Source organism: Staphylococcus aureus (assembly GCF_001027105.1).
Classification (GTDB): Bacteria; Bacillota; Bacilli; order Staphylococcales; family Staphylococcaceae; genus Staphylococcus; species Staphylococcus aureus.
Map to the genome: position 1 here is coordinate 1,577,580 of NZ_CP011526.1, position 24,829 is coordinate 1,602,408.

Genomic DNA, 24,829 nt, shown 5'->3' on the forward strand with positions numbered 1-24,829 from the left:
CCTCCATTATTTTATACTTTGCATCATTTGAAACATTGGTAACATAATTACTAAATAAATTGCGACAATAAATAAACCTAAAATCAAAAATAAAATAGGCTGTAAAAACTGAGTCTGTTTTATCGCTTTATCTTCTATTTGTTTTACTAATATTTGCGAATATAACTTTAGTTCTACTTCTAGCTTCCCTCTCTTTTCACCTTGTAGCACAAACTTAATTAATTGAGGCTTAAAGCATTTTAGTTTTTCTAAAATTTGAGGCAAACCATATCCCATTTCTGAATAAGTTAATAAGTATTTACCTAGAAACTGTCTAAATGGATCACTACTATGGTTAATATAAACGTCTACTATTGATTGAAGTGTAATACCATTTTTATAAAACAACACTAATTCATTAGTTACAAAATAAGTTTTAAATAATTGGAAATAGCCTGATATTAGCGGTAGTTTCATCACAAAGTTTATCTTATTGAGCATATTTAAATTGTTATAAATTAATTTCATAATAATAGCCAACATAGATACTATTATGAGCATTACTACAATTATAGTAGGTAAGCTGGTAATGAAAAAAGACAATGTTTTTTGAAAAGAAGATAGTTGAATATTCATAGAAGTATATAATTGTTGAAACTGTGGAATTACTGTGAGGTTTAATATAATAATCATAGCAATAAAGATAGAAACTAGTATTAAGGGGTATTGCAGTGTCTTTAACAATCGTTGTTCTGACTTTCTATTCACTTTCATATAATTTACGGTTTCTTCTAGAACGTCTATAATATTGCCAAATCTTTCTGCCAAATATACTTGCATGACGATAGTATCGCTATAACCTATCAGTGATAATATTTGATTGCATGGTGCACCATTTGAAATTTCACTTAGAATGGTGGTACCTAATTGCTTATTTTTATATGTCATTTGAAGATTTAAAAATTAAAAACTTTGATACAGAGTGAAACCATATTTCAACAAATTACATAAATTTGAAAGTAAGTCGATTTGTTGGGCCTTACTTAATTGTCGCTTCTTAGAATGTAGTTTAAATGTATTTATGCATTGTAGTTTCACAAATGACACCTGCTTTTGTCATATCATCAAGTTTATCTTCTAAGTTCTTAAATGATGATGGTAATGAATGATTATGGGAAAAGAAATATCGGAGTTGTTGCTGAGATAGAATTTCACATACTAATTGTCGCTGTTGCTTAATAGTAGTTACAAGTCGTTGGTTTATAATTAAGTTAGTTGCCTGTATCAATTCTTGTACAGAAATGCCCATTTCTAATAGCCTTAAAATAGCACCTTTACAATCAGTTGCATGCAATGTAGTCAGAACAAGGTGACCACTTAAACTAGCCTGTATAACACACTTGGCAACATCTTTATCTCTGATTTCACCTATTAAAATAACATCAGGATCACATCTTAAAATAGCTTTAAACGAATTTACATAGTTTATGCCAGCTTTATCATTCACATTAATTTGGACGATACCAGGAATTTGCATCTCTACAGGATCCTCTATAGAAATTACATTTAAATTCAAGGCTTTATTCGCGTATGAGACCATTTGATACATTAATGTACTCTTTCCTGAACCAGTTGGTCCACTAAACAATAGTAATCCTTGTTTCTTATTCATGAGGTGTTTAAAATCATTGAATTTATAAGTTGATTTCTGTGGTTGAAAAAATTGAGGTACAATTCTGATAACACAACTTTCTTGGCCAAGTGACAATGGTAAAGTTGATATTCTCAAAAAATATATTTTATTGAAAAGGTAACTATATCGACCGCTCTGTGCGACTTGCTGTGTAGAAACATCAAGCCCAGCTTGAAACTTCATATAAACTAATAACTTTTGATAAATGCTATTCCCAATTTGTTCATACTGCTCCAAGTTATCATTAATTCTAAATTTAATACTTACTTCATTTTTAACTGGAATAAAATGTACATCACTCGCTTTCATTTCTATCGCTTTATTAATTATTTCTTGAAATAGAATCTTCAAAAAAACACCTCCTACATATAATCACGTAGGAGGTGTTTTTATTACTTCAATTTAACCGTGTAAAAATGGATTTAATTGTTCATCATCAACCGTCGTATATGGACCATGTCCAGGGAATAAAGGTAAATCGCCTTCTAATTCAAATATTTTATCTTGAATAGAATCAACTAGCGTTTCATAATCACCTTTATATAAATCTGTACGTCCGATTCCATTATTAAATAATGTATCTCCAACAACTGCGAATTCATCGAACACATATGTTAAACTTCCTGGTGAATGTCCAGGTGTGTGTAACACATTAAACTTAAATCCTTCTATTTCTGTGCTACCTTCGTTTAACTTTTCAGGAGTTACCTTACTTGTAATAATTGGTAATCCATATTGCTTAAATTTATCTGCCCCATTTTTAACGGGATCTTTTAGAAAATCAAACTCTGCTTCATGCATATAAACCGGGACATCGAATCGATCAACTATATCATCGACTGCTCCGATATGATCAAAGTGTGCATGTGTTAATAAAATAGCTTTTAACGGTTTATTTATTTGGTTTAATTTTTTAATAATTTTTTCACTTTCACCTGAAGGGTCAATCAGAATAACAGCTTTGTCATTTTCGATGAAATACGTATTAGTATCAACTAAGCCTAAAGTTAAGCTTGAAATCCTCATAGGTTTTCACCACTATTTTCTAAATGTTTTTGTACTGATGTTAGTTTATCATTCATTTTTCTAGATTTGTCTCGTCGGTCATCAATACGGATATTTGTACAAACTCTACTTAAACCTTTATCAAAAGGTAATTCATGTATCACTTGCACAACTTCTAATACATCGCTTAATTCACCTTCAATTAGAGTATTCATTGGTGTTAATTGAAAATCAATTTTACCCATTGCTTTATATTCTTGAAGTTTTTTCTGAATATCTGCAATATATTTACTAACACTCGGACCTTCCGTTCCAACTGGAATAACAACCACATCAACAATAGCCATTATTTTACCCCCTCTTTATCTAATACATAGGTCTTGATTAATCCTGCTGCTCCTGTAATACCTGCATCATTACCTAATTTCGCTTGTACAATTTCAGTTTCAAATTGAGCAGGTGCAAATGTTAAATTATGATATTCTGTTTTAATATTTTCAATTAAAATAGGTCCTGCAGTAGACATTCCTCCACCTAGAACGATATATTTCGGATTACTTGTAACACTAATAATACTACATAAATATCCAATATAGTTTGCAACCTTTTCAGTAATGAAAATACAGAATTGGTCACCAGCTTTTGCCGCATCAAAAACAGCTTTTGCTGTAACCTTATTTTCTTTAATCAATTCTAATATAGAAGATCTAAACGTCAACTTCGGATAGTAGAAGTTAACTAAGTTAACAACGCCTGTCGCTGAAGCAACTGTTTCAATACATCCAGAACGACCACAATTACATTTAAATCGTTGATCGAAGTCTGCTCTAAAATGACCTATTTCTGCGCCAGAGCCATTATGACCATGTACGATTTCACCATTTGAAATAATTCCTCCACCTAGACCTGTACCAAGTGTGATGGCAACAACATCATCGGCACCTTCACCAGCACCTTTGTGTTTCTCCCCTAAAGCAGCTATGTTAGCATCATTATCTACATACACTGGACAATCAACGAATTGTTCAAAAATCTCACGTACATTAACTTTTTCTGGCCAATATAAGTTTACTGCTCCATTTACTGTACCTTTTTCAAAGTCAACAGGACCTGGTACACCAATACCTACGCCAAGTACATTTGAAAAATTATAATTATTTTCATTTACTTTTTCAACAAACGAATCATAAATTCCTTTCAAAAGTGTATATCCTGTACTATCAGATGTATCAGTGTGAATAGACCATTTATGTAATTGTTCTAATTCAGGTGTGAAAATACCTAATTTACAAGTCGTCCCGCCTACATCAGCTGCTAAAATAATTTTTGTCATTTCTGTTCATTCCTTCTCTGATTAATTATCAACGTACATTTCAAATATTCTTCCTTAGATAACAGTTCATATTGATACAATGATGAAATCTCCTGTTGAATCATTTCGTACATATCTTCTGGATTTTTAAAATATATTAGAAATCCGTAACTTTTCAATAACTGTTGTACATCATAAAAGTTATTTATTTTTCGACTCATTTGATTTAGTCAACTCTTTTTCTAAGTTAATATAATCTGTATTTTTAGGGTCTGCATTTAATGCTTTACGCACATATTTTAATGCTTTTTCATCATCATTTAATGAACGATTTGCTATCGCTAACTCAAAATTTAATAAACCTGATTTAGGAAACATTCTAAGTCCTCGCTCCCATTCTGTCATACCTTCGGACTTAGAATTGATAGTAGCCATAATCATACCACTTAAATAATATGTTTGATCATCGGCATAATTTTTATTTATTGTCTGCTTCGCAATATTTTGAGCATTATCATAATTACCACTAGTCATATCATCTTTGATCAATTTATTATAAATATTATCTTCTTTAATTGTAAAAATTCTAATTTGAAGTGCAATAAATATAACAAGCATACCAATTAGTAAAATCCAAAAAATATTACGATTCACTTTATAGTAATAGCCAATTAAAGTTATTAATAAACCACCAATGAATCCTCCAATATGCGCCACAATATTTATATTTGACATAAACAGAGAAACACCAACTAATATCACTAATGCAATTAATAACTGTCCTAACATTTTTTTGTTAAATGTTTTTGAAACATACATCATCGCAAAAATTGATCCAATCAGACCAAATATAGCACCACTAGCCCCAACTGAAATTGTAGTCGTATTAAATGATAGTGATACAAAGTTTCCAAACAACCCTGCAATAAAGTATACAGTTAACATCCGCCATGAACCAATAATTGCTTCGACTATTTTACCAAAAATAAATAATGAAAGCATATTCATAAGTATATGTTCAAAACTAAAATGTAAAAACATCGATGTAACAATTCGATACCATTCACCATGTACGACATTAAAATGCACTAACCCGCCAACATCTAATAATTTTACATCCGAAAAATTATTTAAATATAAAATCATACATAACCATATTAAGACATTTACAAATATTATTGTGTATGTTGCCGGTGAAAATTTCTGCATATATTTATCTAAAAAGTTATCGGTTAATACTTTGCGTTTATAGAACATATATGTCTTTTTATCATTATCTTCTGAAATAAGTCTAGCCAAAAATATATTCGGCATATGCTTTATCAAATCTTTTGTGTGTCTTATAACATTGAATTTAATTCTAATTGGCGAAACTTCATTTAATTGTTCTTCTGAAAATTCCGATTCTGTAAAATAATAAAATTCAAAACTTTGTGGTTCGAAAGAAATAAAATTTGCTATTTCATCTTTGTGTTCAAGCACTTTCGCTTTGTCAAAACGTATTTCTTGGGTAGACTTGATATGTTGTTTAAAAATGACTACTTGTTTTTTTCTTTTATGGGCTAACCAAATTTCTTGGTCATCTTTTTCCCTACTGACAATATCAAAATTCAAGTACCTAATCCAATAATATATTGTTTTCCAAAATTGTTTGTCTATGTTCATTTAGTCCTCCACTATGCTGCTTGATATATAATCAATTTATCGACTGGTTGATCGAATGATTCCGGTTCAAATGATGTTATTTGAAAATCGTATAATAAGCTTATTGTCTTTGTCTGATAATTAGCTAAAAACCTGTCGTAATAGCCACCACCATACCCAATTCTATATCCATCGTCTTGAAATCCAACACCAGGAACAACAATTAAATCTAGGTTATTCGTTGTTTCACCTTTTGAAGTTGGATAGTAAATCCCCTTATTATCGACATCAATATCTTTGAGATTAAATATCTCTTTAAAAGTCATTTGATGATTTAAATAATCCATTTTCGGTACAAAAATACGTTTATGATCCATTAAGGCTTGTTCAATAATAGAAAAAGTATCTACTTCATGATTAAAAGAAAGAACTAGCGCAATTGCGTTTGCTTCTTTGTATTCTTCAGTTGCAAAAAATTGATTTCTTAACCATGTGTCTGCTTTTCGCTTTTCAGCTTTATTAAAATTCTTCATTTTATGTAAAATGTATTTTCTAATCTCATTTTTAGTCACATTATCACCCACTTTATTCAATTCTATTATATCGTTAATAACAATACATGTCATTATGTTGTCATGATGAATTATGCGACAATTCTAAAATTTATTATTTCAATTGAAAATCTTTTATCATTTCATACGTGTGCATAATTAAAAAGGTGAAACCTCTTATTTTGAGATTTCACCTTTTTTATTGTTAATTTAAATTTAATTTTAATGATTATTTTGTTTCACGGTGTAAAGTTTGTTTGTTTTCACGTGAACAGAATTTCTTCATTTCAACACGTTCTGGATTATTTCTTTTGTTCTTAGTTGTAATGTAGTTTCTGTCACCACATTCCGTACAAGCTAAAGTTACGTTTACGCGCATGGTTATTCCTCCTTATCATTTCTAAATACGACTTTATTATTATACCAACATCTATAATATTTGCAAAGTTAAAATTTTACAACCATGCGCTACACAATCGTCAGGTTAAATTTTATTTGTCTTTGTCTTTATTTTTATCATCTTTACCTAACTGCTTAAAGTAGTAGTTAATTACATCTCTACCTAAGTCTCCACCTGTTAACCATGGTGGTGGTACAGGCTGATTTGTATATACAATTGAAAACGCTAATTTTGGATCATCAATTGGCGCGTATCCTATATAAGTAGAGTTAACTCTTGGCTCTCCGTTTTGGAACACTTCTGCGGTACCCGTTTTACCAGCAGTAGGTACTACTGTATCTTTAAAACTAACATATCCAGTACCATCTTTATCATTAAATGCCATTTTGAATCCTTCTTGAATTTGTTTGATTTCCTTTTCAGTATTATTAACCTTGTTCAAGACAGTGCCATTAATTTTCTTCTTGAGTGGACCAACCTCATCTTTATTAGTTGATTCATGAATCGTTAATCCAATGTGTGGCTGTATTCTATAACCATCATTCGCTATAGTTGAAACATATTGTGATAATTGTAATGGTGTATAGGTATCATATTGACCAATTGATAAATCTAGATAATTACCTGGATTATTTGTTAATGGTTCGATTTGACCTCTTGTTTCATTTGGTAAATCTATCCCTGTTTTCACACCTAAGCCTACTTGATTTAATCCTCTTCTTAGCTTTTGGGCAGGTGAACTTATGTCTGAAGGTAAAGCCATACCAGAATAATAAGGGTCTCCCGCTAATTTTAATGCTGTTTTAAACATATATACGTTTGATGAATGCATCAAAGCTTGCTTATCATTAATAGTTACATGCCCGTTTTTATTGAAGTATGATCGTTTTGTCAAACCACCTTGGAAATGTAATGGTTCATCGACCATTGTTTCTCCAACTTTGATAGCTTTATTCTGATAACCGGCTAATAATGTTCCACCTTTTACAGAAGATCCAACCGCAAATTGAGAAGTAAACGTACCAATGTCATAATCAGTCATTTTACCACTCTTATTAATCTGCTTTCCGGCAAGCGCAAGAATGTCTCCATTTTTAGGATTTTGTACAACCATCATTGCATTATCCATATCTTTGGCACCTTGACTGCGAAGCTTCTTAATTTGTTTATCTAATAATGCTTCTACTTCTTTTTGAAGATCTATATCGATCGTTAATTTCAAATCTTGACCGCGAGCGCCAGGATTTAACACTTCTGAAGATGTAACTTTACCAGATTTGTCCGTTGTGTATTTCATTTCTTTCTTCTTACCACGCAATACATCTTCATATTGATATTCTAGGTAAGATTTTCCAACACGATCATTGCGTGAATATCCTTTGGATAAGTAATGTTCTGTCAATTCTTTTGGAATACCTTCAGCAGGTGTCGATACATCTCCGAATATACCTCTTAAAGTATCGCCATATGGATATTTTCTATCCCAATCCATAGACGTGTTAACACCTGGTAATTTGGAAAGTTGCTGAGAAACTGCTGCATACTCTTTTTCACTGACATCTTCATTTTTTATCATTTGTGGATCTAAAACTGTTCCTGCATTCATCTCTCGAAAAATAGCTAAAACTTGTAAATCTTTAGAAGACAATTCATCTAATTGTGATTTTCCGATTTTCGATAACAGTTGTTTATCATATTGATCTTGTTTAATACTTCCATCTGCTAACATAGCTTGTTCTTTTGTCATCATTGCTTTTGCTTTTTTAGGATGCAACTGAATCCAGAAATCTTTCTTATCACGTTCTGTAATTTTCTTAGTATCCATCTTGATTAGCTTTGATAACTTTTCAGCCGTATCCAACATTTCCGATTGTGTTGTTTTTCGACCCCTAGTATATGTAATAGCCATTTTAGAAGCATTATCAACTAAAACTTTCCCATTTCTGTCTAAAATACGACCTCTTGGCACAGACTCATTCACTGTAATGTTTTCATCATTTTTTATAATTTGTTTATAATGTGAGCCTTGTGCGATTTGTAAATAACCTAAACGTAGTACTAGTACTGCAAAAATAAATACAATCACACCAAATATAAAGTTAATTCTCTTGTTAATTGTATTTTGAACGATTTCATCATTTGATTTTTCTTTTAGTCTTTTTAACAAAACTACCTACCTCTATTCAAAGTCTTTCACTTTAAATCATATATGAATTTAGAAATTATTTCTATCTTTTTGACAAAAAAATAACGGTCTCATTTAAGAGACCGAACAAGTAATCATACTTTATTTTGTTGCATTATATAATTCGTCAACTTTTTCCCAGTTAACTACATTCCAAAATGCGCCAATGTAGTCAGGGCGTTTGTTTTGATATTTTAGGTAATAAGCGTGTTCCCATACGTCTAAACCTAAAATAGGTGTTTTACCCTCAGTTAATGGATTATCTTGGTTTGGTGTAGTCACAATTTCTAACTGGCCATTGTTTACGACTAACCAAGCCCAACCTGAACCAAAGCGTGCAGCTGCTTTGTCAGCAAATTCTTTTTTAAATTCTTCTAAAGAACCCCATTGTTCTTTAATTTTTTCTACTACAGTACCTTTTTCTTCTGAGTTTGGTGAAAGTAACTCCCAGAATAATGAATGGTTTAAATGTCCACCGCCATTATTACGTACAGCAGTTTGGATGTTAGCTGGTACACTGTCTAAATTAGCAACAATTTCTTCAATAGATTTAGATTCTAAATCTGTACCTTCTACTGCAGCATTTAATTTCGTAACATACGTGTTATGATGTCTGTCATGGTGAATTTCCATAGTTTCTTTGTCAAAATGTGGTTCTAATGCATCAAATGCGTATGGTAATTTTGGTAATTCAAAAGCCATAAATAATCATCCTCCTAAAATGTCTGTAAGTAAATAATAACAAGCAGTGACTGGTTCAACAAAGAATTTGCTTAAATTCTACTACTTATTATTTTCTCTACTCATTTAATATAACTCAAATCAAAAATAATTAAACATTTTGTATATAAAAAGTTAACAGATTTGCCATAAAATCATACGAACGGAGTATGAAATGAACCTTTATCTTCTATAATTTAAAAAATGAGATTTATGCATACATCTGACCAAATGTGCATAAATCTCATTTCTTTATATTAATCTTGGCAAGACTCACATACACCATAAACTTCAAGTTTGTGTTTGTGAATATTAACACCAGGTAGTGATAATTTTATCTGATCTATTGGACAATAATCTATTACCTTTGTATCTCCACACTTTTCACAGATAAAATGATGATGATGATGGTTTGTACAAGCGATTCTAAACTTCATTTCACCATCAAGTTCTGTATTTTCAATAATTCCTAAATCTTTAAATAAGTGCAGGTTTCTATATATTGTGTCGAATGAAATTCCAGGATAATTTTCATCCATAACTTGTTGTATATACTTTGCGTTTATATACTTATCTTCTTCGACAAAAATATCTAACATATCTTTACGTTTATCTGTATATTTTAAACCGTTCTCTTTTAAAATTTTAATAGCATCATTTGTATTCATTGATATTAGCTCCCTTTTTAAACTTCATTCGCATTTTCTGATAAGCCATTGTAATCATAAGTAAAATAACAAGTAGAACTACAATTACACCACCCGGAGAAATGTCCATATAGAAAGCTAGGACTAAGCCTAATATTACTGATAATTCACCTAAAAATACACTTAGTAATATCAATTGCTTAAAACTTTTTGTTATTCGCATACTTATTGCAATTGGTAACGTGATTAACGCACTTACTAACAGTATCCCTACAACACGCATTGAGGCAGAAATAACCATCGCTACAATAACAATAAATAAAAATTGAATCCATTTAGGAATGCCAATGACTTTACTATATTCCTCATCAAATGACAATATAAATAATTCTTTATAAAACAATGTAATAAACAGAACAACTATGATGGCAATGACAATAATCGTTGTTAAATCACTTATATTCACTGCGCTTATTGAGCCAAATAGCAATCCAACAATTTCTTGATTGAACCCATCAGCTAATGAAATGAAGATTGCACTCAAGGCGATACCAGCACTCATTATAATTGGAATAGCAATTTCTTGGTAAGCAGTGTATGACGTTCTTAATTTTTCAATTAGAAGCGCACCTACTATTGCGAATAAGATTCCAAACCACATTGGATTAATAAATACTAGTGTTGGCATAATAGTAAGTAAAAACATACCGAAAGATATACCACCTAAAGTTACATGACTTAGAGCATCAGCTATAAGTGATAGTCGTCTAACAACGATAAAAGCACCGATTAGAGGCGCAATAAAACCTATCAAGATACCACTAATTAAAGAGTACCTCATAAAATCAAAATTCAATAATGCATCTATCAATTGTGACACGCCTTTCCATTTTAAATAAACTCAAATCTTTATTAATTACAACATTCTCGATTATGCTGATGATCGACAAAACGTACAGGATGTCCATAAATTTTTGAAATTTCAACTTCATCAAGTGATTTAAACTCATCAGTTGTACCATGGAAATGCAAATGCTTATTTAAACATGCTACTTCAGTAGCAGTATCTGCTACAACACCGATATCATGAGTAACTAAGATAATGGTGATACCTTCTTGTTTTAATTGATCTAAAGTATTATAAAATTCACTTACATGTTTTGCATCAATACCATTCGTTGGTTCATCAAGTACTAATACTGCAGGTTCTGAAATCAATGCTCGAGCAATCATTACACGTTGTTGTTGACCACCTGATAATTCTGCTATATTTTTATGAATTAAATCACTTATATTCAGTCTTTCTAGTACTTTAATCACTTTTTCATTATCTTTGCTATTAAATGTTTGGAAAAGACGTTTTGTCTTTGTTAATCCGCTTAAAACAACTTCTTTAACACTTGCTGGGAAACCTGAATTAAAGGCATTTGCTTTTTGTGATACATAGCTTAATTTAATTGATGTTTTCTTATTTTTAAAATCAATACCTTCAACAAAAATCTCACCACTTTGTAAAGGTAATAACCCTAGAATCAACTTCAATAATGTTGATTTACCAGCACCATTTGGTCCAACAATTGCTAAAAATTCACCTTTATTTATTTTAATGTTTATATTTTCTAACACTTTTTTATGATCATAGTAGTAATTGACATTTTTCAATTCAAAGACTGGTGTCATCGTATTCTCACCTCGCATTCAACTATACAACTCCTAGTAACATATGTAAACAGTAATGTTTACGACTCAAAATTAGACAAAATAAAGAGATATGCCCCCTTCAAGTTTTATTTATCGCATTTCTTGAAGAGAGCATTATCATTTTATTGTTGCATAACCTTATTTTTTAATTCTGGGTCAAATTGCTGTTGTTTTAACATTTCAATTTCAAGTTTATATGGCGGTTTTTTATTTTTCTTATCTTCACCAACATAAGGTGTTTCTAAGATTTTCGGAATATCTTTAAAACTATCATGATGCACAATGTAATTTAATGCATCAAAACCAATGTAACCGAAGCCAATATTTTCATGTCGGTCTTTTTGAGCGCCACGGTCATTTTTAGAATCATTGACATGAACAACTTTGATTCTGTCGACTCCAATGATTTTATCAAATTCATTTAATACGCCATCAAAGTCCTCTTTAACATTATATCCAGCATCATGCGTATGACATGTATCAAAACATACTGATAAACGTTCGTTATTATGAACTCCATCAATAATACGTGCTAACTCTTCAAATGAGCGACCAATCTCTGTACCTTTACCTGCCATCGTTTCAAGCGCAATACGTACATTATTGTCATTCGTTAAAACTTCATTTAATCCTTCAATAATCTTATTAATTCCGGCATCAACACCAGCTCCAACATGCGCACCTGGATGTAATACAATATCTTTAGCCCCTATAGCTTGCGTTCTTTCAATTTCTTGTTGCAAGAAATCTACACCAAGATTAAACGTTTCTGGTTTGGTTGTATTTGCAATATTAATGATGTATGGTGCATGAACAACAATATTAGATAAACCATATTTTTCCATCACTTCATGACCTTTAGTTATATTTAAATCTTCAATACTTTTACGGCGCGTGTTTTGAGGTGCACCAGTATAAATCATAAATGTTGTTTCACCATATTCATGCGCTTCTATAGCAGAACCTTCTAACATCTTTTTACCACTCATTGAAACATGTGATCCTAATAACATAAAACACACCTAACCTTTTTTGTTTTGCTTACGTTTTTGTCTATTTTGCTGCTTACTAAATTGCTTACGCTCTTGACGTTTCATTTTTTCAACTTCTTGTTTAAATTTCTTCTTATAACCTGGTTTAACTTTGTTTTTAATTTTACTTCGAACTTTGTTCTTCACTTGATTAGTTAAATGGTCATCTTTGCGCATTCTTGCTTGACGCTGATTGTGCGCTTTAACTTCTTTTAACTCACCATCTTTAATATCAACAGTATTGAATACAAAACCGCGATCTTCTATTAATGAAATATTGTGTTCTTCATCAGGACTATAAAGCGTAATTGCTACACCTTTATAATTCCCACGACCAGTTCGTCCGACTCTATGCGTAAAGAAGTCAATATCATTTGGCACATCAAAATTGATGACATGACTAACACCTTCAATATCAATACCACGAGATGCTAAATCGCTGGCAATAACGTATTGGAATTCTAAATTACGTATACGTTTCATTTGTTGTTTACGTTCACGTGGCGTTAAGCCACCATGAATCATACCAACTTTAATACCAGCTTCATTTAGTGAACGTGCTAAATCATTTGCATTATCTCTACTATTACAGAAAATAATACATAAGTATGGATTTAGTATATCAATTAAATTTAAAGTCTTTTCAACTTTAGCTGCACCTTTAGTAGGTATTAAATAGAATTCGATGTTCTTTTTATTTTGTTTTTTACTGTCGACAGCTACATATTCTGGATGACTTAAATATTTATTTAAAAATGGTTGTAACTGTTGTGGGATTGTAGCACTAAACACCGCAATATTTGCATTATCTTCCAATCTTGCAGCAATGTAATCTACATCTTCAATTAATCCTAAGTCAATCATAAGATCCGCTTCATCAATAACTAAATATGATGCTAAGTGCACATGTAAATGTCCCGTTTTAGCTAAGTCATTAATTCTAGTAGGGGTGCCTATAATCAATTGTGGTTGTGCATTACAACGTTGTCTATCTTTCTCTATATCTGTACCACCAATAAAAACTTTAACTGAAACACCAGCTTTAAATTGGCTTAAATGGTTCGCTGCATCGTATAGTTGTTGTGCAAGTTCTCTTGTTGGTGCAACTACGATTGCTTGTGGTTCTTTTATTTCACTATCAATTAACTGCATTAATGGTAATAAAAATGCATGAGATTTCCCTGTACCCGTTTGAGATTGACCAATTAAATTTGTTCTCTTTAGTATTCTTGGAATAATTCGATTCTGAATTTCAGTTGGTTTTTCAAAATTAAGGTCTTTCACAGCGTCAATTAAACTAGATTCTAGATTAAATTGTTCGAATGGATGTTTTGCCATGATTTGGCCTCCTTATATGTTCATCTTTACTATTATAAAGTATAAATGTGCTATTTTAAATAAAAATATTAAAACCTCGAAATTTCAAAATTTAGAAATCCCGAGATTTTAGTTTAAATATATTGAAATGGATCTGTATTAATTGTAGATGCTTCAACATCTAAATTTATTTTTTCTGTATTGAACCAATTCATTAGTAACGCTTTTAAACCTTCTTTCATCACATATTCGCTGTAATGATTAATATCAATTAAATTCACACCATGAATTTTAGCATCTAAGGCATCATGATGTTTAATATCACCTGTAACAAAGACATCTGCGCCTTGTTGGACAGCTTGATATTCATATCCAATACCTGAACCACCAATAATTGCAATACGTTTAATTTTCTGATTAGACTCACCAACAAAACGGACACTTGGGATATTTAATTTAGATTTAATATCAGCTGCGAAATCTTCCAATGTCATTTGATTATCCACTTCTGCCATAACGCCAAGTCCATAAAGGGATGTTTGTTTTATCTCAATAAAATCAAATACCGGTGTTTCATATGGATGGTATTGTTTAATTAATTGCTCAGCCCTTGACTTTTGATATGCATCTATCATAAATTCAATTTTAACTTCATCTACATATTCAATTTTATCAATTTGTCCTATTGTTGGATTAGCTTCACCAACTGGTTTGAATTGCCCTCTTCCTTCACTTTCAAAGAAACAATATTCATAATTACCTTCTTGCGCTAATCCATTTTCACTAAGCTTATCTTTAAATGGTCCAACATTATCCTTAGGTATATATGTTTGAACTTTATAGTATACATCTTGTTGATTATTTATTATTGAAATGTTCTTCAAACCCATCGCCTTCGCCAACATCATATTGACACCATACGGATTTACATCTAAATTTGTATGCATCGCTATTAAATTAATGTCATGTTGAATTAGTTTTCTAATGATCAAACCATAACCATTAGCTTTTAATGATGTTACGCCTTTAAAGATTAGAGGATGATGACTAATAATAGTATTATAACCTTTTTCGATTGCTTCATTTACTACTTCCAACGTACAGTCTAATGCTGTTAAAACACCAGTAACTTCAACATCTTCATCACCTATTAACAATCCTACATTATCCCAAGATTCAGCAGTACTAAATGGCACATGATGATCTAACAATGTCATTAAATCAGCTATTTTCATTACTATAACACCCTTTCAATTACAGCAATTTCGTCATTAATTTGAGCTAAACGTTGATGATGTTGTTCAGTATTGAGTTTCGATTTAATATGATAAAGTGCTTCTAACTCTCTTTGCCATTTTTTTATAAAATATTCATTTTTGTTGTTCAGCAATTTTGGTCCGAATTTCAATTCATCAGATGATAGCTCTATTAATTCTGTAGAATATTCTGCTACAACAATTTCATAAATATGGCCTTTTTCTTCCATTATTATTTCATCAATTATTTCATAATTCAATTGTTGTAATGTTTGTCTTAAATTTTCAGTTTGGATATTACTTTGTAAAATCAACCTTGGATGTTGACTTAACTTATCTTGCCCATCTTTTAAAATTTTAGCAATAAGTGGTCCGCCCATACCACAAATTGTGATATTATCGATTACGTCCTCAGGTTGAATAACACTTAAGCCATCCCCTAAACGTACATCAATTCTATCTACTAATTGGTTTGCAGCTACATTTTTCACAGCAGCTTGAAAAGGGCCTTGAATAACTTCTCCAGCAATACCGCATTCGCATAAATGGTTTTGAATTGCATAGATTGGCAAATAAGCATGATCTGAGCCAATATCCGCGATTGTACCTTGTTTTAAAAATCGACTTACCGTCGTTAATCGGTTATTTAACGAAATCATTTTATTCTCCTTTATGAAAAAAGAGGTTGAACATTATTCAATGTACCAACCTCACTCAAGTTAAATCTTAATCTAAAAATAAATAAGCGCTTATTCATGTCTTGGTATCAATCATTAAAATTGATATAAATTAATCCATAAAGTCTTTCAAACGTTTACTACGACTTGGATGTCTTAATTTTCTAAGTGCTTTTGCTTCAATTTGTCGAATACGTTCACGTGTAACACCGAAAACTTTACCAACTTCTTCAAGTGTTCTTGTTCTGCCGTCATCAAGACCAAATCTTAATCGTAATACATTTTCTTCTCTATCAGTTAATGTATCAAGCACATCTTCTAATTGCTCTTTTAATAATTCATAAGCAGCATGATCTGAAGGACTTTGTGCTTCCTGATCCTCAATAAAGTCTCCTAAATGACTATCATCTTCTTCACCAATTGGTGTTTCTAATGAAACAGGTTCTTGCGCAATTTTTAAAATTTCACGAACTTTTTCTGCTGGTAAATCCATTTCTTCACCAATTTCTTCTGGTGCTGGATCTCGACCTAAGTCCTGTAATAATTGACGTTGAACACGAATTAATTTATTAATTGTTTCTACCATATGCACAGGGATACGAATCGTACGTGCTTGGTCAGCAATTGCACGAGTGATTGCTTGTCTAATCCACCATGTTGCATATGTTGAAAACTTAAATCCTTTGTTAAAGTCAAATTTTTCAACAGCTTTAATAAGACCCATATTACCTTCTTGGATTAAATCAAGGAATAACATACCACGACCTACGTATCTTTTAGCAATACTTACAACTAAACGTAAGTTCGCTTCTGCAAGTCTTGATTTTGCTACTTCATCACCTTGTTCAATACGTTTGGCTAATTCGATTTCTTCTTGTGCACTTAATAAGTTAACACGCCCAATTTCTTTAAGGTACATACGAACTGGGTCATTTATTTTAACACCTGGAGGGGCACTAAGATCACTTGGATTCAGTTTCTCGTCAGTATCTGAACTATCTTTTTCATTAACTAGTGAAATATCATTATCATTTAATTGATCAAAGAAATCATCCATTTGATCAGAGTCGATATCAAAATTCTGAAGTTTTTCAGCAATTTCTTCATGACTTAAATGACCCTCTTTTTTACCTTTTTCAATTAATTGCTTCTTAACATCTTCTAATGTTAATGTCGGATCAATTGTTTGTTTTTTAATTTTAACTGTGTTATCAGACATGAAACGGCCTCCCGATTTTAAATATGAACATTCGAAATTTATTCAATATTGCTATTTTAAACTAAATTCTTAATTAATTCATCCATATTTTTAATTTTATTTTACAAATTGGAACTAATCCCAATATTTATTTTTCAATAGTGTTGTTTAAATGCGGTAACTATCATTTACCCTTATACATTTTGACATAATCATTATTCGTATTATTCTTTAAAATCACATGCTACATGCGTTCTTTATTCTTAGCAACAATTTGCTGTAAATAGTATTTTTGTAATTCTACATCGCCAATCCTTGTAGCTTCCCTTAATTTATGATTCAATGACTCAATTGTTTCTTGTCCTTTTTCATTAATAACATTGACATAATCATCAATTTCATTTTCATATGGTTCGTCATTCAAATTATATTGTTCTAAGCTAATTAGTGTTTCTCTCAACTCATTTGAATTAACATACTGCACAGCATCACTGATATTATATTGATCATTTTCCGCATAAAAATCATGTAAGACTTCGAATACATATTTAAAATGCTGATTTGTGAAGTTATCCTTATCAACACTTTCATAATAATTTAAAAATGTATCTTTATCTCTCATTAAATGTTTTAAAAATGCTCGCTCCGCTTTTTCTTGACGGCTCAAATTGTCAAATTGTGCCATACCAATTGGCTCAGGTTCAATGTAACCGCCATACTCATCTTCTGGATAATAATTGGCTGGTGCTTGATTGAATTGTATTTCGTTAGCTAATTGCTCAGGACTAACATTGAAAAATGGTGCAACATCATTTAAAGCCTTTTGTTGCAAAATCGATGATTTCATAAGCGAAATATCATGACTTAGTTCTTTCAAATAACGTTCATATGAAAGGTCATTATGTGCAATTTCATCTTTTAATATACTCACTTTATAATGTGCAAATGACTTTTTGTCATTTTTTACAAAAGCAGTAAATGCATCGTTGCCATACTTACCAATGTATTCATCCGGATCCATGCCTGATGGCAATTGTATAACAAATACATTTAGCCCTTGCTGTAACAAATTTTGACCTGTTTTAAGTGTTGCTTCACTACCCGCAAAATCCCCATCAAACATTAATGTTATATTTGATGTTAACTTTCGTATAAAAGTAATATGTTCATCTGACAACTGTGTACCCATTGTTGCAACAACGTTTTTCAAGCCAGCAGTATCAGATTTTATAACATCCATAAAACCTTCTAGTAATACGATTTCATCTAATTTTCTAATTGATTTACGCGCTTTATCTAAGTTGTATAACAACTTTCTTTTTTGAAAGATAGGTGTTTCAGGACTATTTAAGTATTTTGGTTCTTGACCGGTATATGTTCGACCTGAATATCCAACAATTCTTCCTTGCGCATTTTTCAAAGGAAACATAATACGATTTCGAAATCTATCGTAATAACTGAAATTTTCTTCGTTACGTGATAATAATCCGGCTTCATATGCTAATTCAATATCGTAACCCTTTTTTTGAAGAAAATCATGACAAAAATGTGAGCTATCGGGTGCAAAGCCAATGCCTCGCTCTTTAATAAGCGCATCTGTAAAACCACGTTCTTGTAAGTACGTTAATGCTTGTTCGCCTTCGACTGTCTTTGTTAAAGCGTAATAATAAAATTCTTGTATTAACTCATGCATTTCAATCATTTGTAAATCATCAGAAGCAATTTGAACATTTGAGTTAGATTGTGTTGCCTCAATATCTACAGCAACATTAACTCTATCACCTAATTCTTTAACCGCTTCAACAAATGATATGTCTTTAATTTCTTGAGTAAATTGAAAAACATTGCCACCTTTTTTACAACCAAAACAATGACAAATTTGTTTATCTTCAGAAACTGTAAATGAAGGTGTCTTTTCATCATGAAAAGGACACAAACCTATATAATTGCGTCCTCTCTTTTCTAATTTTACATATTCACTTACCAAGTCTAAAATGTCGGTTTTATCTTTTATTTCATTAATGATCGATTGATCTATTCGCAAATTAAATCACCTATTAAGCATTAGTTATACTATTATACCTAATTTTCGACAAAAATGAAATCATTTCGATTTATTTTGTTCAATATAATGGATTATATCGTTTGCTGTTTCTTCGATTGCTTTTTGAGAAACATCAATGACAGGACATCCAATTTCACTTACGATTTCTTCAAAGTAATTCAATTCTTCTTGAATTCGTGCTTCTGTTGCATATCGAGCTGTGTCACCTAGTCCTAATTGTTTTAGTCGCTCTTTTCTAATGCGATTTAATTTTTCTTCACTTATTTTAAGTGCGATACATTTCTTTGGATTAATATCATATAAGCCATCTGGCGGTGTCACTTCTGGTACAATCGGTACATTCATAACTTTGTAACTCTTATGCGCTAAATACTGAGATAATGGTGTCTTTGAAGTTCTCGAAATACCAAGTAAAACAATATCAGCTTTAGGTAATCCTTTAGGATCTTTACCATCATCATATTTAACTGCAAACTCTATCGCATCAATTTTCTTGAAATATGCATCATCTAATCTATGAACGATACCTGGCTCATTATAAGGTTTTTCTTCAACCGAAGCAGATAATAAATCCATTAATGGCCCCATGATATCGACAGACTTCAATTGGAATTCTGCTACTTTCTCACTCATATATTGCTTCATTTCAGGTTTAATAAGTGTATAAACAATGATAGCATTTGTATCTTTTGCAACTTGAATCACTTCATCAACATCTTCAAAAGATTCAATATATGGATATCTTAATAATTCATTTTTACATTGCTTAGGATTGAATTGTGAAATACCTGCCCTAGCAACTAACTCTGCCGTTTCACCTATAGAATCTGAAGCTACGATAATTTTAATTTTTTCCATTACTTCTCACCTATTCTTTATATAATGCTACTAATAACTTAGCTATTGTTGTTTTGGAAATTCTTCCAATTACTTCATACTTTTGATTATCTTTTTTTCTTACAATTGGAATCGAATCAATTTCTTTTTCAATCATTCTATCTGCTGCGTATATGACTAATTCGCTTTCCTCTAAATAAGTGACATTAGGCATACGTGTCATATTTACACTGATAGGTACTTTATGAATATCTGCTCCAATCATTGAAGCTCTTAATAAATCTTTTCTTGAACACACACCAACAAAATCGTTATCTTCATTAATAATAAATAATGTACTTACATCTTCTAAAAAAATTGTACAAATAGCGTCATAAACTGTTGTATTCTCTCTTAGCACAACAGGTTGAGACATATAGTCCTTAACCTCAAATTGTCGAAGTTTTTCATTAAAAAATTTGCCTTTTGATTTACCTGAATAATAATATCCAACTCGGGGACGCGCTTCTAAAAAACCTGACATTGTTAATATCGCTAAATCTGGTCTAAGCGTTGCTCTTGTTAAATTCAACTTATCTGCTATTTGTTCACCAGTAATGGGTCCTTTAGTTTTAACAATTTCGATGATTCGTTCTTGTCTTTGACTGAGTTCTATAGGTCTTCACCCCTTTTTTATTCACCTATTATTATACCGATATTTCTTTCATGTCACAAACACATTAATTTTACTTGCCTTTAAATAATCTATCAATTAGAATAAACGTACAGCGAGTTAAGGATAGTGTAAGCTTAACAATAAGATTGGCGCAACGAATCATTTTAAAATAAAAGCGAGTGACTACACTAATTTGGGTGGAACCGCGGGTTAAATACGTAACTTATTTTGTATTATATACAATTTAAAATATTAACTCGTCCCATGGAAGTAAAGCATATTTACTATGCTGTTATTTTCCATGGGGCGTTTTCATGTATGAGGAGAGGTAATTATGGCAAAAGATATGGATACAATTGTTTCATTAGCAAAACACAGAGGTTTTGTGTTCCCTGGTAGTGATATTTACGGTGGTTTATCAAACACATGGGATTATGGTCCTTTAGGTGTTGAATTAAAGAATAATGTTAAAAAAGCTTGGTGGCAAAAATTCATTACACAATCACCGTTTAACGTTGGTATCGATGCTGCAATCTTAATGAATCCAAAAGTATGGGAAGCTTCAGGACACTTAAACAACTTCAACGACCCAATGATTGATAATAAAGATAGTAAAATTCGATATCGCGCTGATAAATTAATTGAAGATTATATGCAAGATGTTAAAGGTGATGAAAACTTCATTGCCGATGGTTTAAGTTTTGAACAAATGAAAAAAATTATTGACGATGAAGGTATTGTTTGTCCTGTAAGTAAAACTGCTAACTGGACTGAAATTCGCCAATTCAATTTAATGTTTAAAACATTCCAAGGTGTAACTGAAGATTCTACAAATGAAATTTTCTTACGTCCTGAAACAGCACAAGGTATTTTTGTAAACTATAAAAACGTGCAACGTTCAATGCGTAAAAAATTACCATTTGGTATCGGTCAAATTGGTAAATCATTCCGTAATGAAATCACTCCAGGTAACTTCATTTTCAGAACAAGAGAATTTGAACAAATGGAACTTGAATTCTTCTGTAAACCTGGAGAAGAAATCGAATGGCAAAATTATTGGAAAACTTTTGCAAGTGACTGGTTAACAAGCTTAAATATGAGCAGTGAAAATATGCGTTTACGTGATCATGATGAAGATGAATTATCTCATTACTCAAATGCAACAACTGATATTGAATATAAATTCCCATTTGGTTGGGGTGAGTTATGGGGTATCGCAAGTCGTACAGACTTCGACTTACGTAAACATGCTGAACACTCTGGTGAAGATTTCAGATACCATGATCCAGAAACGAACGAAAAATATATTCCATATTGTATCGAGCCATCACTTGGTGCAGATCGTGTAACATTAGCTTTCTTATGTGATGCATATGATGAAGAAGGCGTTGAAGGTAGTAAAGATGCACGTACAGTTTTACACTTCCATCCTGCATTAGCACCATATAAAGCAGCGATTTTACCTTTAAGTAAGAAATTATCTGGCGAAGCGATTAAGATTTTTGAGCAATTAAGTTCTAAATTCTCAATCGATTTCGATGAATCACAATCTATCGGTAAAAGATACCGTCGTCAAGATGAAATCGGTACACCTTATTGTGTAACATTCGACTTTGATTCATTAGAAGATAATCAAGTTACAGTACGTGACAGAGATTCAATGGAACAAGTTCGTATGCCAATCTCAGAGTTAGAAGCTTTCTTAACTGAAAAAACAAAATTCTAATTAAAAAGACTTTCCACCATATGTGGTGGCTATATAATTTATAAAAAGAGATACTGGTTAGTAAAATTGCCAGTATCTCTTTTCTATTCAAAAAGGTATTCAAATAAACACATCTATGTGGCTACTTGAATACCTTTTATTATTTTATGTTATTGTTCCAATCTTTTTAATTGGTTGATTAGTTTCTGACTTTTAAAAAACATACCTGCATATTCACGATATAACATTAAAATGATATCTGACATTTCATCAATAATTTCTTGATGGATATTCAATGAATTCATTTTATCTATCGGTAATTTTTGTAATACATCTAATAAATATAGTGTTTTATTCGATAATATAACTGCATGTACATCTTTAGAAGCCTCTTGCCTTGAAATCGCACCGTCAAACTTAAAACTATAACCTATTAAATCTGCTTGTGTGTCATTACCACTCACAGCACAGCGATTAAATGATGCAGTAAAACCAAATCGTTTCATGCACTTTAACATAACTACGACTGACATTAACTGTGCAGATGTACCTGATTCTATTTTTTCAAGAACAAATTGTAATAATTGATAGTTATATGGTGCAATGTCACCTTCATCCATTGAGCGCTCAATAGTTTCAGCTGCCAGAGCGGCATAACTGCTTACGTAAAGGTCCATTTGTAATTTATAATGTTGACTAATAACATCTACAGAATTTAACGTTCCCATACCTCGCCACTGATTGTAAATAAACAAACCATAAACAAACAATTGCGTTTGCGCTTGTAAACCCGTCTTAACTTTTTTAGCACGCCTTGCCATAAGTGGTACTTTTGCACCATGCTCATTTAAAATCGTGATAATTTTATCAGATTCACCATAATCAACTGCTTTGATGATAATCCCTTTTTGGCGCATTAACAATTATCTTCACCACTTTTAAGATTAATCTTGGTCTTCAACATAACCAATTTGGCGAATAAAGTTAACTTTGTTTCGCCAGTCTCTTTGAACTTTGACCCATAATTCTAAGTAAACTTTAGAGCCTAGAAGCATTTCTATATCACGTCTCGCACGTTTTCCTACTTCTTTTAACTTTTTACCGCCTTTTCCAATGACAATTCCTTTTTGCGAACCTCTTTCAACATATATAGTTGCTTCGATATGAACACGATCTTCGCTTTCTTTAACCATACGGTCCACATTAACACCAATCGCATGAGGGATTTCTTCACTTGTAAGATGAAGGATTTTTTCACGAATGATTTCACCCACTACAAATTGTTCAGGATGGTCTGAAATTTGATCATCTGGATAATATTTAGGTCCTTCGGGTAAATACGTCTTTAAAACATCAATAAAATGATCGACATTTAGCCCTTCTAATGCTGAAATAGGTACAATCTCTGTAAAGTCCATATAACTTTGATATTCTTCAATCTTTGGCATTAATTCATCTGGATGCACTAAATCTATTTTATTTAATACTAAAAATACTGGTGTCTTAACATTTTTCAACATTTCTATAATATATTCATCGCCTCGTCCAATTTCCTCATTGGCATTAACCATAAACATGATTGCATCTATCTCAGATAATGTATTTTTAGCGACTTTCATCATATAGTCACCTAATTTGTGTTTAGGTTTATGAATACCTGGCGTATCAATGAATATAATTTGCGCGTCATCTCTTGTCATAACACCTTGAATTTTATTTCTAGTTGTTTGAGCTTTATCGGACATGATTGCTATTTTATGGCCGATCACTCTATTAACAAATGTTGACTTTCCTACATTTGGTCTACCTATAATTGAAACAAATCCTGATTTATGTTCTGTCATTTATTCTAAATCCTTTCCTGAAAATCCAAATGGTAGTAACTCTGCGACTGTCATCATAACCATATCTCCTTTATGATTTGTCATATACACAGGCATATCATCATCACATAATTCCTTCAAAACTTGACGACATGCACCACAAGGTGATGACGGTTTATCTGCATCTACGGTTACAGTTATTGATTCAAAATCACCTGGTCTGTATCCTTGAGAAATTGCCGATACCAAACTAGCTCGTTCAGCACATATCGATAATGGATAAGAAGCATTTTCTACATTGGTACCATAAAAAGTTCTACCGTCTTTCGTTTTTAAATAAGCCCCTACTTTAAATTGACTGTATGGCGAATATGATTCTTGTTGTGCTTTTCTAACTTCTTGAAAATAATGAGGTTGATAACTCATAT

25 protein-coding genes and 1 pseudogene are annotated in these 24,829 nt (G+C 31.6%); 1 reads left to right on the plus strand and 25 read right to left on the minus strand.

Going from position 1 to position 24,829, the window contains the following annotated elements; translation table 11 throughout:
• Nucleotides 1–6: 6 nt before the first annotated feature.
• The 22 genes and pseudogenes from comGB to AA076_RS07950 form a co-directional block, all read right to left on the minus strand.
• Nucleotides 7–1,077, minus strand: a pseudogene (gene comGB / locus AA076_RS07845) (competence type IV pilus assembly protein ComGB).
• Nucleotides 1,049–2,023, minus strand: coding sequence for a competence type IV pilus ATPase ComGA (gene comGA, locus AA076_RS07850; RefSeq protein ID WP_000697228.1), 975 nt, complete (start codon nucleotides 2,021–2,023; stop codon nucleotides 1,049–1,051). Before comGA ends, comGB begins: the two are co-directional and overlap by 29 nt.
• A 51-nt stretch (nucleotides 2,024–2,074) precedes the next feature.
• Nucleotides 2,075–2,698, minus strand: a complete 624-nt coding sequence (locus AA076_RS07855) for an MBL fold metallo-hydrolase (RefSeq protein WP_001223008.1) — start codon at nucleotides 2,696–2,698, stop codon at nucleotides 2,075–2,077.
• A complete protein-coding gene (locus AA076_RS07860; RefSeq protein WP_001018871.1) occupies nucleotides 2,695–3,024 on the minus strand; it encodes an MTH1187 family thiamine-binding protein in 330 nt (109 codons plus the stop codon). Before AA076_RS07860 ends, AA076_RS07855 begins: the two co-directional genes overlap by 4 nt.
• A complete protein-coding gene (locus tag AA076_RS07865; protein ID WP_000161314.1) occupies nucleotides 3,024–4,010 on the minus strand; it encodes an ROK family glucokinase in 987 nt (328 codons plus the stop codon). Before AA076_RS07865 ends, AA076_RS07860 begins: the two co-directional genes overlap by 1 nt.
• Nucleotides 4,007–4,210 carry a YqgQ family protein gene (locus tag AA076_RS07870; RefSeq protein WP_000087561.1) on the minus strand — a complete coding sequence of 68 codons (204 nt, stop codon included), beginning with the start codon at nucleotides 4,208–4,210 and terminating at the stop codon, nucleotides 4,007–4,009. The genes AA076_RS07865 and AA076_RS07870 overlap by 4 nt, the downstream gene beginning before the upstream one ends.
• Complete coding sequence (locus AA076_RS07875) at nucleotides 4,191–5,654, minus strand: rhomboid family protein (RefSeq protein ID WP_001017863.1); 1,464 nt, start codon at nucleotides 5,652–5,654, stop codon at nucleotides 4,191–4,193. Before AA076_RS07875 ends, AA076_RS07870 begins: the two co-directional genes overlap by 20 nt.
• Before the next feature lie 11 nt (nucleotides 5,655–5,665).
• Nucleotides 5,666–6,205: a 5-formyltetrahydrofolate cyclo-ligase gene (locus AA076_RS07880; protein WP_000164545.1), complete on the minus strand. Its 540-nt coding sequence runs from the start codon at nucleotides 6,203–6,205 to the stop codon at nucleotides 5,666–5,668.
• 208 nt (nucleotides 6,206–6,413) lie between these two features.
• Nucleotides 6,414–6,563 carry a 50S ribosomal protein L33 gene (rpmG, locus tag AA076_RS07885; protein WP_001265709.1) on the minus strand — a complete coding sequence of 50 codons (150 nt, stop codon included), beginning with the start codon at nucleotides 6,561–6,563 and terminating at the stop codon, nucleotides 6,414–6,416.
• 112 nt (nucleotides 6,564–6,675) lie between these two features.
• On the minus strand, nucleotides 6,676–8,751 hold the full coding sequence (locus AA076_RS07890) for a peptidoglycan D,D-transpeptidase FtsI family protein (protein WP_000919772.1): 2,076 nt from the start codon (nucleotides 8,749–8,751) through the stop codon (nucleotides 6,676–6,678).
• Between the two features lie 120 nt (nucleotides 8,752–8,871).
• Nucleotides 8,872–9,471 (minus strand): superoxide dismutase, encoded by a 600-nt coding sequence (locus tag AA076_RS07895; RefSeq protein ID WP_000863556.1) that lies wholly within the window; start codon nucleotides 9,469–9,471, stop codon nucleotides 8,872–8,874.
• Nucleotides 9,472–9,746: 275 nt separating this feature from the next.
• Nucleotides 9,747–10,157 carry a Fur family transcriptional regulator gene (locus AA076_RS07900; protein WP_001095260.1) on the minus strand — a complete coding sequence of 137 codons (411 nt, stop codon included), beginning with the start codon at nucleotides 10,155–10,157 and terminating at the stop codon, nucleotides 9,747–9,749.
• A complete protein-coding gene (locus tag AA076_RS07905; RefSeq protein ID WP_000564316.1) occupies nucleotides 10,144–11,007 on the minus strand; it encodes a metal ABC transporter permease in 864 nt (287 codons plus the stop codon). Before AA076_RS07905 ends, AA076_RS07900 begins: the two co-directional genes overlap by 14 nt.
• A gap of 41 nt (nucleotides 11,008–11,048) precedes the next feature.
• Nucleotides 11,049–11,834, minus strand: a complete 786-nt coding sequence (locus AA076_RS07910) for a metal ABC transporter ATP-binding protein (RefSeq protein WP_001213908.1) — start codon at nucleotides 11,832–11,834, stop codon at nucleotides 11,049–11,051.
• A 125-nt stretch (nucleotides 11,835–11,959) separates the two neighbouring features.
• Complete coding sequence (locus AA076_RS07915) at nucleotides 11,960–12,850, minus strand: deoxyribonuclease IV (protein WP_000924214.1); 891 nt, start codon at nucleotides 12,848–12,850, stop codon at nucleotides 11,960–11,962.
• Nucleotides 12,851–12,859: 9 nt separating this feature from the next.
• A complete protein-coding gene (locus AA076_RS07920) occupies nucleotides 12,860–14,206 on the minus strand; it encodes a DEAD/DEAH box helicase (protein WP_001062180.1) in 1,347 nt (448 codons plus the stop codon).
• 113 nt (nucleotides 14,207–14,319) lie between these two features.
• Nucleotides 14,320–15,420 (minus strand): Nif3-like dinuclear metal center hexameric protein, encoded by a 1,101-nt coding sequence (locus tag AA076_RS07925; RefSeq protein WP_000683931.1) that lies wholly within the window; start codon nucleotides 15,418–15,420, stop codon nucleotides 14,320–14,322.
• Between the two features lie 2 nt (nucleotides 15,421–15,422).
• The gene (locus AA076_RS07930; RefSeq protein ID WP_000624584.1) at nucleotides 15,423–16,100 is read right to left on the minus strand and encodes a TrmK family tRNA methyltransferase; all 678 of its coding nucleotides are present in this window, start codon (nucleotides 16,098–16,100) and stop codon (nucleotides 15,423–15,425) included.
• 130 nt (nucleotides 16,101–16,230) lie between these two features.
• Nucleotides 16,231–17,337, minus strand: coding sequence for an RNA polymerase sigma factor RpoD (rpoD, locus tag AA076_RS07935; RefSeq protein ID WP_001283055.1), 1,107 nt, complete (start codon nucleotides 17,335–17,337; stop codon nucleotides 16,231–16,233).
• Between the two features lie 223 nt (nucleotides 17,338–17,560).
• Nucleotides 17,561–19,360 carry a DNA primase gene (gene dnaG, locus AA076_RS07940; protein ID WP_001217261.1) on the minus strand — a complete coding sequence of 600 codons (1,800 nt, stop codon included), beginning with the start codon at nucleotides 19,358–19,360 and terminating at the stop codon, nucleotides 17,561–17,563.
• Nucleotides 19,361–19,420: 60 nt separating this feature from the next.
• Nucleotides 19,421–20,239, minus strand: coding sequence for a pyruvate, water dikinase regulatory protein (locus AA076_RS07945; RefSeq protein ID WP_000411299.1), 819 nt, complete (start codon nucleotides 20,237–20,239; stop codon nucleotides 19,421–19,423).
• A gap of 10 nt (nucleotides 20,240–20,249) precedes the next feature.
• Nucleotides 20,250–20,873 (minus strand): transcriptional regulator CcpN, encoded by a 624-nt coding sequence (locus tag AA076_RS07950; RefSeq protein ID WP_001789866.1) that lies wholly within the window; start codon nucleotides 20,871–20,873, stop codon nucleotides 20,250–20,252.
• Between the two features lie 334 nt (nucleotides 20,874–21,207).
• On the opposite strand from AA076_RS07950, the gene AA076_RS07955 reads away from it, so the two are divergent.
• Nucleotides 21,208–22,599, plus strand: coding sequence for a glycine--tRNA ligase (locus AA076_RS07955; protein WP_001030080.1), 1,392 nt, complete (start codon nucleotides 21,208–21,210; stop codon nucleotides 22,597–22,599).
• A 149-nt stretch (nucleotides 22,600–22,748) separates the two neighbouring features.
• Here AA076_RS07955 and recO read toward each other — a convergent pair whose 3' ends face one another.
• Genes recO through cdd form a run of 3 tightly spaced genes read right to left on the minus strand, consistent with a single transcriptional unit; the run spans nucleotide 22,749 to nucleotide 24,827 of the window.
• A complete protein-coding gene (recO, locus tag AA076_RS07960) occupies nucleotides 22,749–23,495 on the minus strand; it encodes a DNA repair protein RecO (protein ID WP_001548963.1) in 747 nt (248 codons plus the stop codon).
• Between the two features lie 27 nt (nucleotides 23,496–23,522).
• Nucleotides 23,523–24,422, minus strand: a complete 900-nt coding sequence (era, locus tag AA076_RS07965) for a GTPase Era (RefSeq protein WP_000134766.1) — start codon at nucleotides 24,420–24,422, stop codon at nucleotides 23,523–23,525.
• Entirely contained in the window at nucleotides 24,423–24,827 is a 405-nt protein-coding gene (gene cdd, locus AA076_RS07970) for a cytidine deaminase (protein WP_000121875.1), read from the minus strand.
• Between the last annotated feature and the right edge of the window lie 2 nt (nucleotides 24,828–24,829).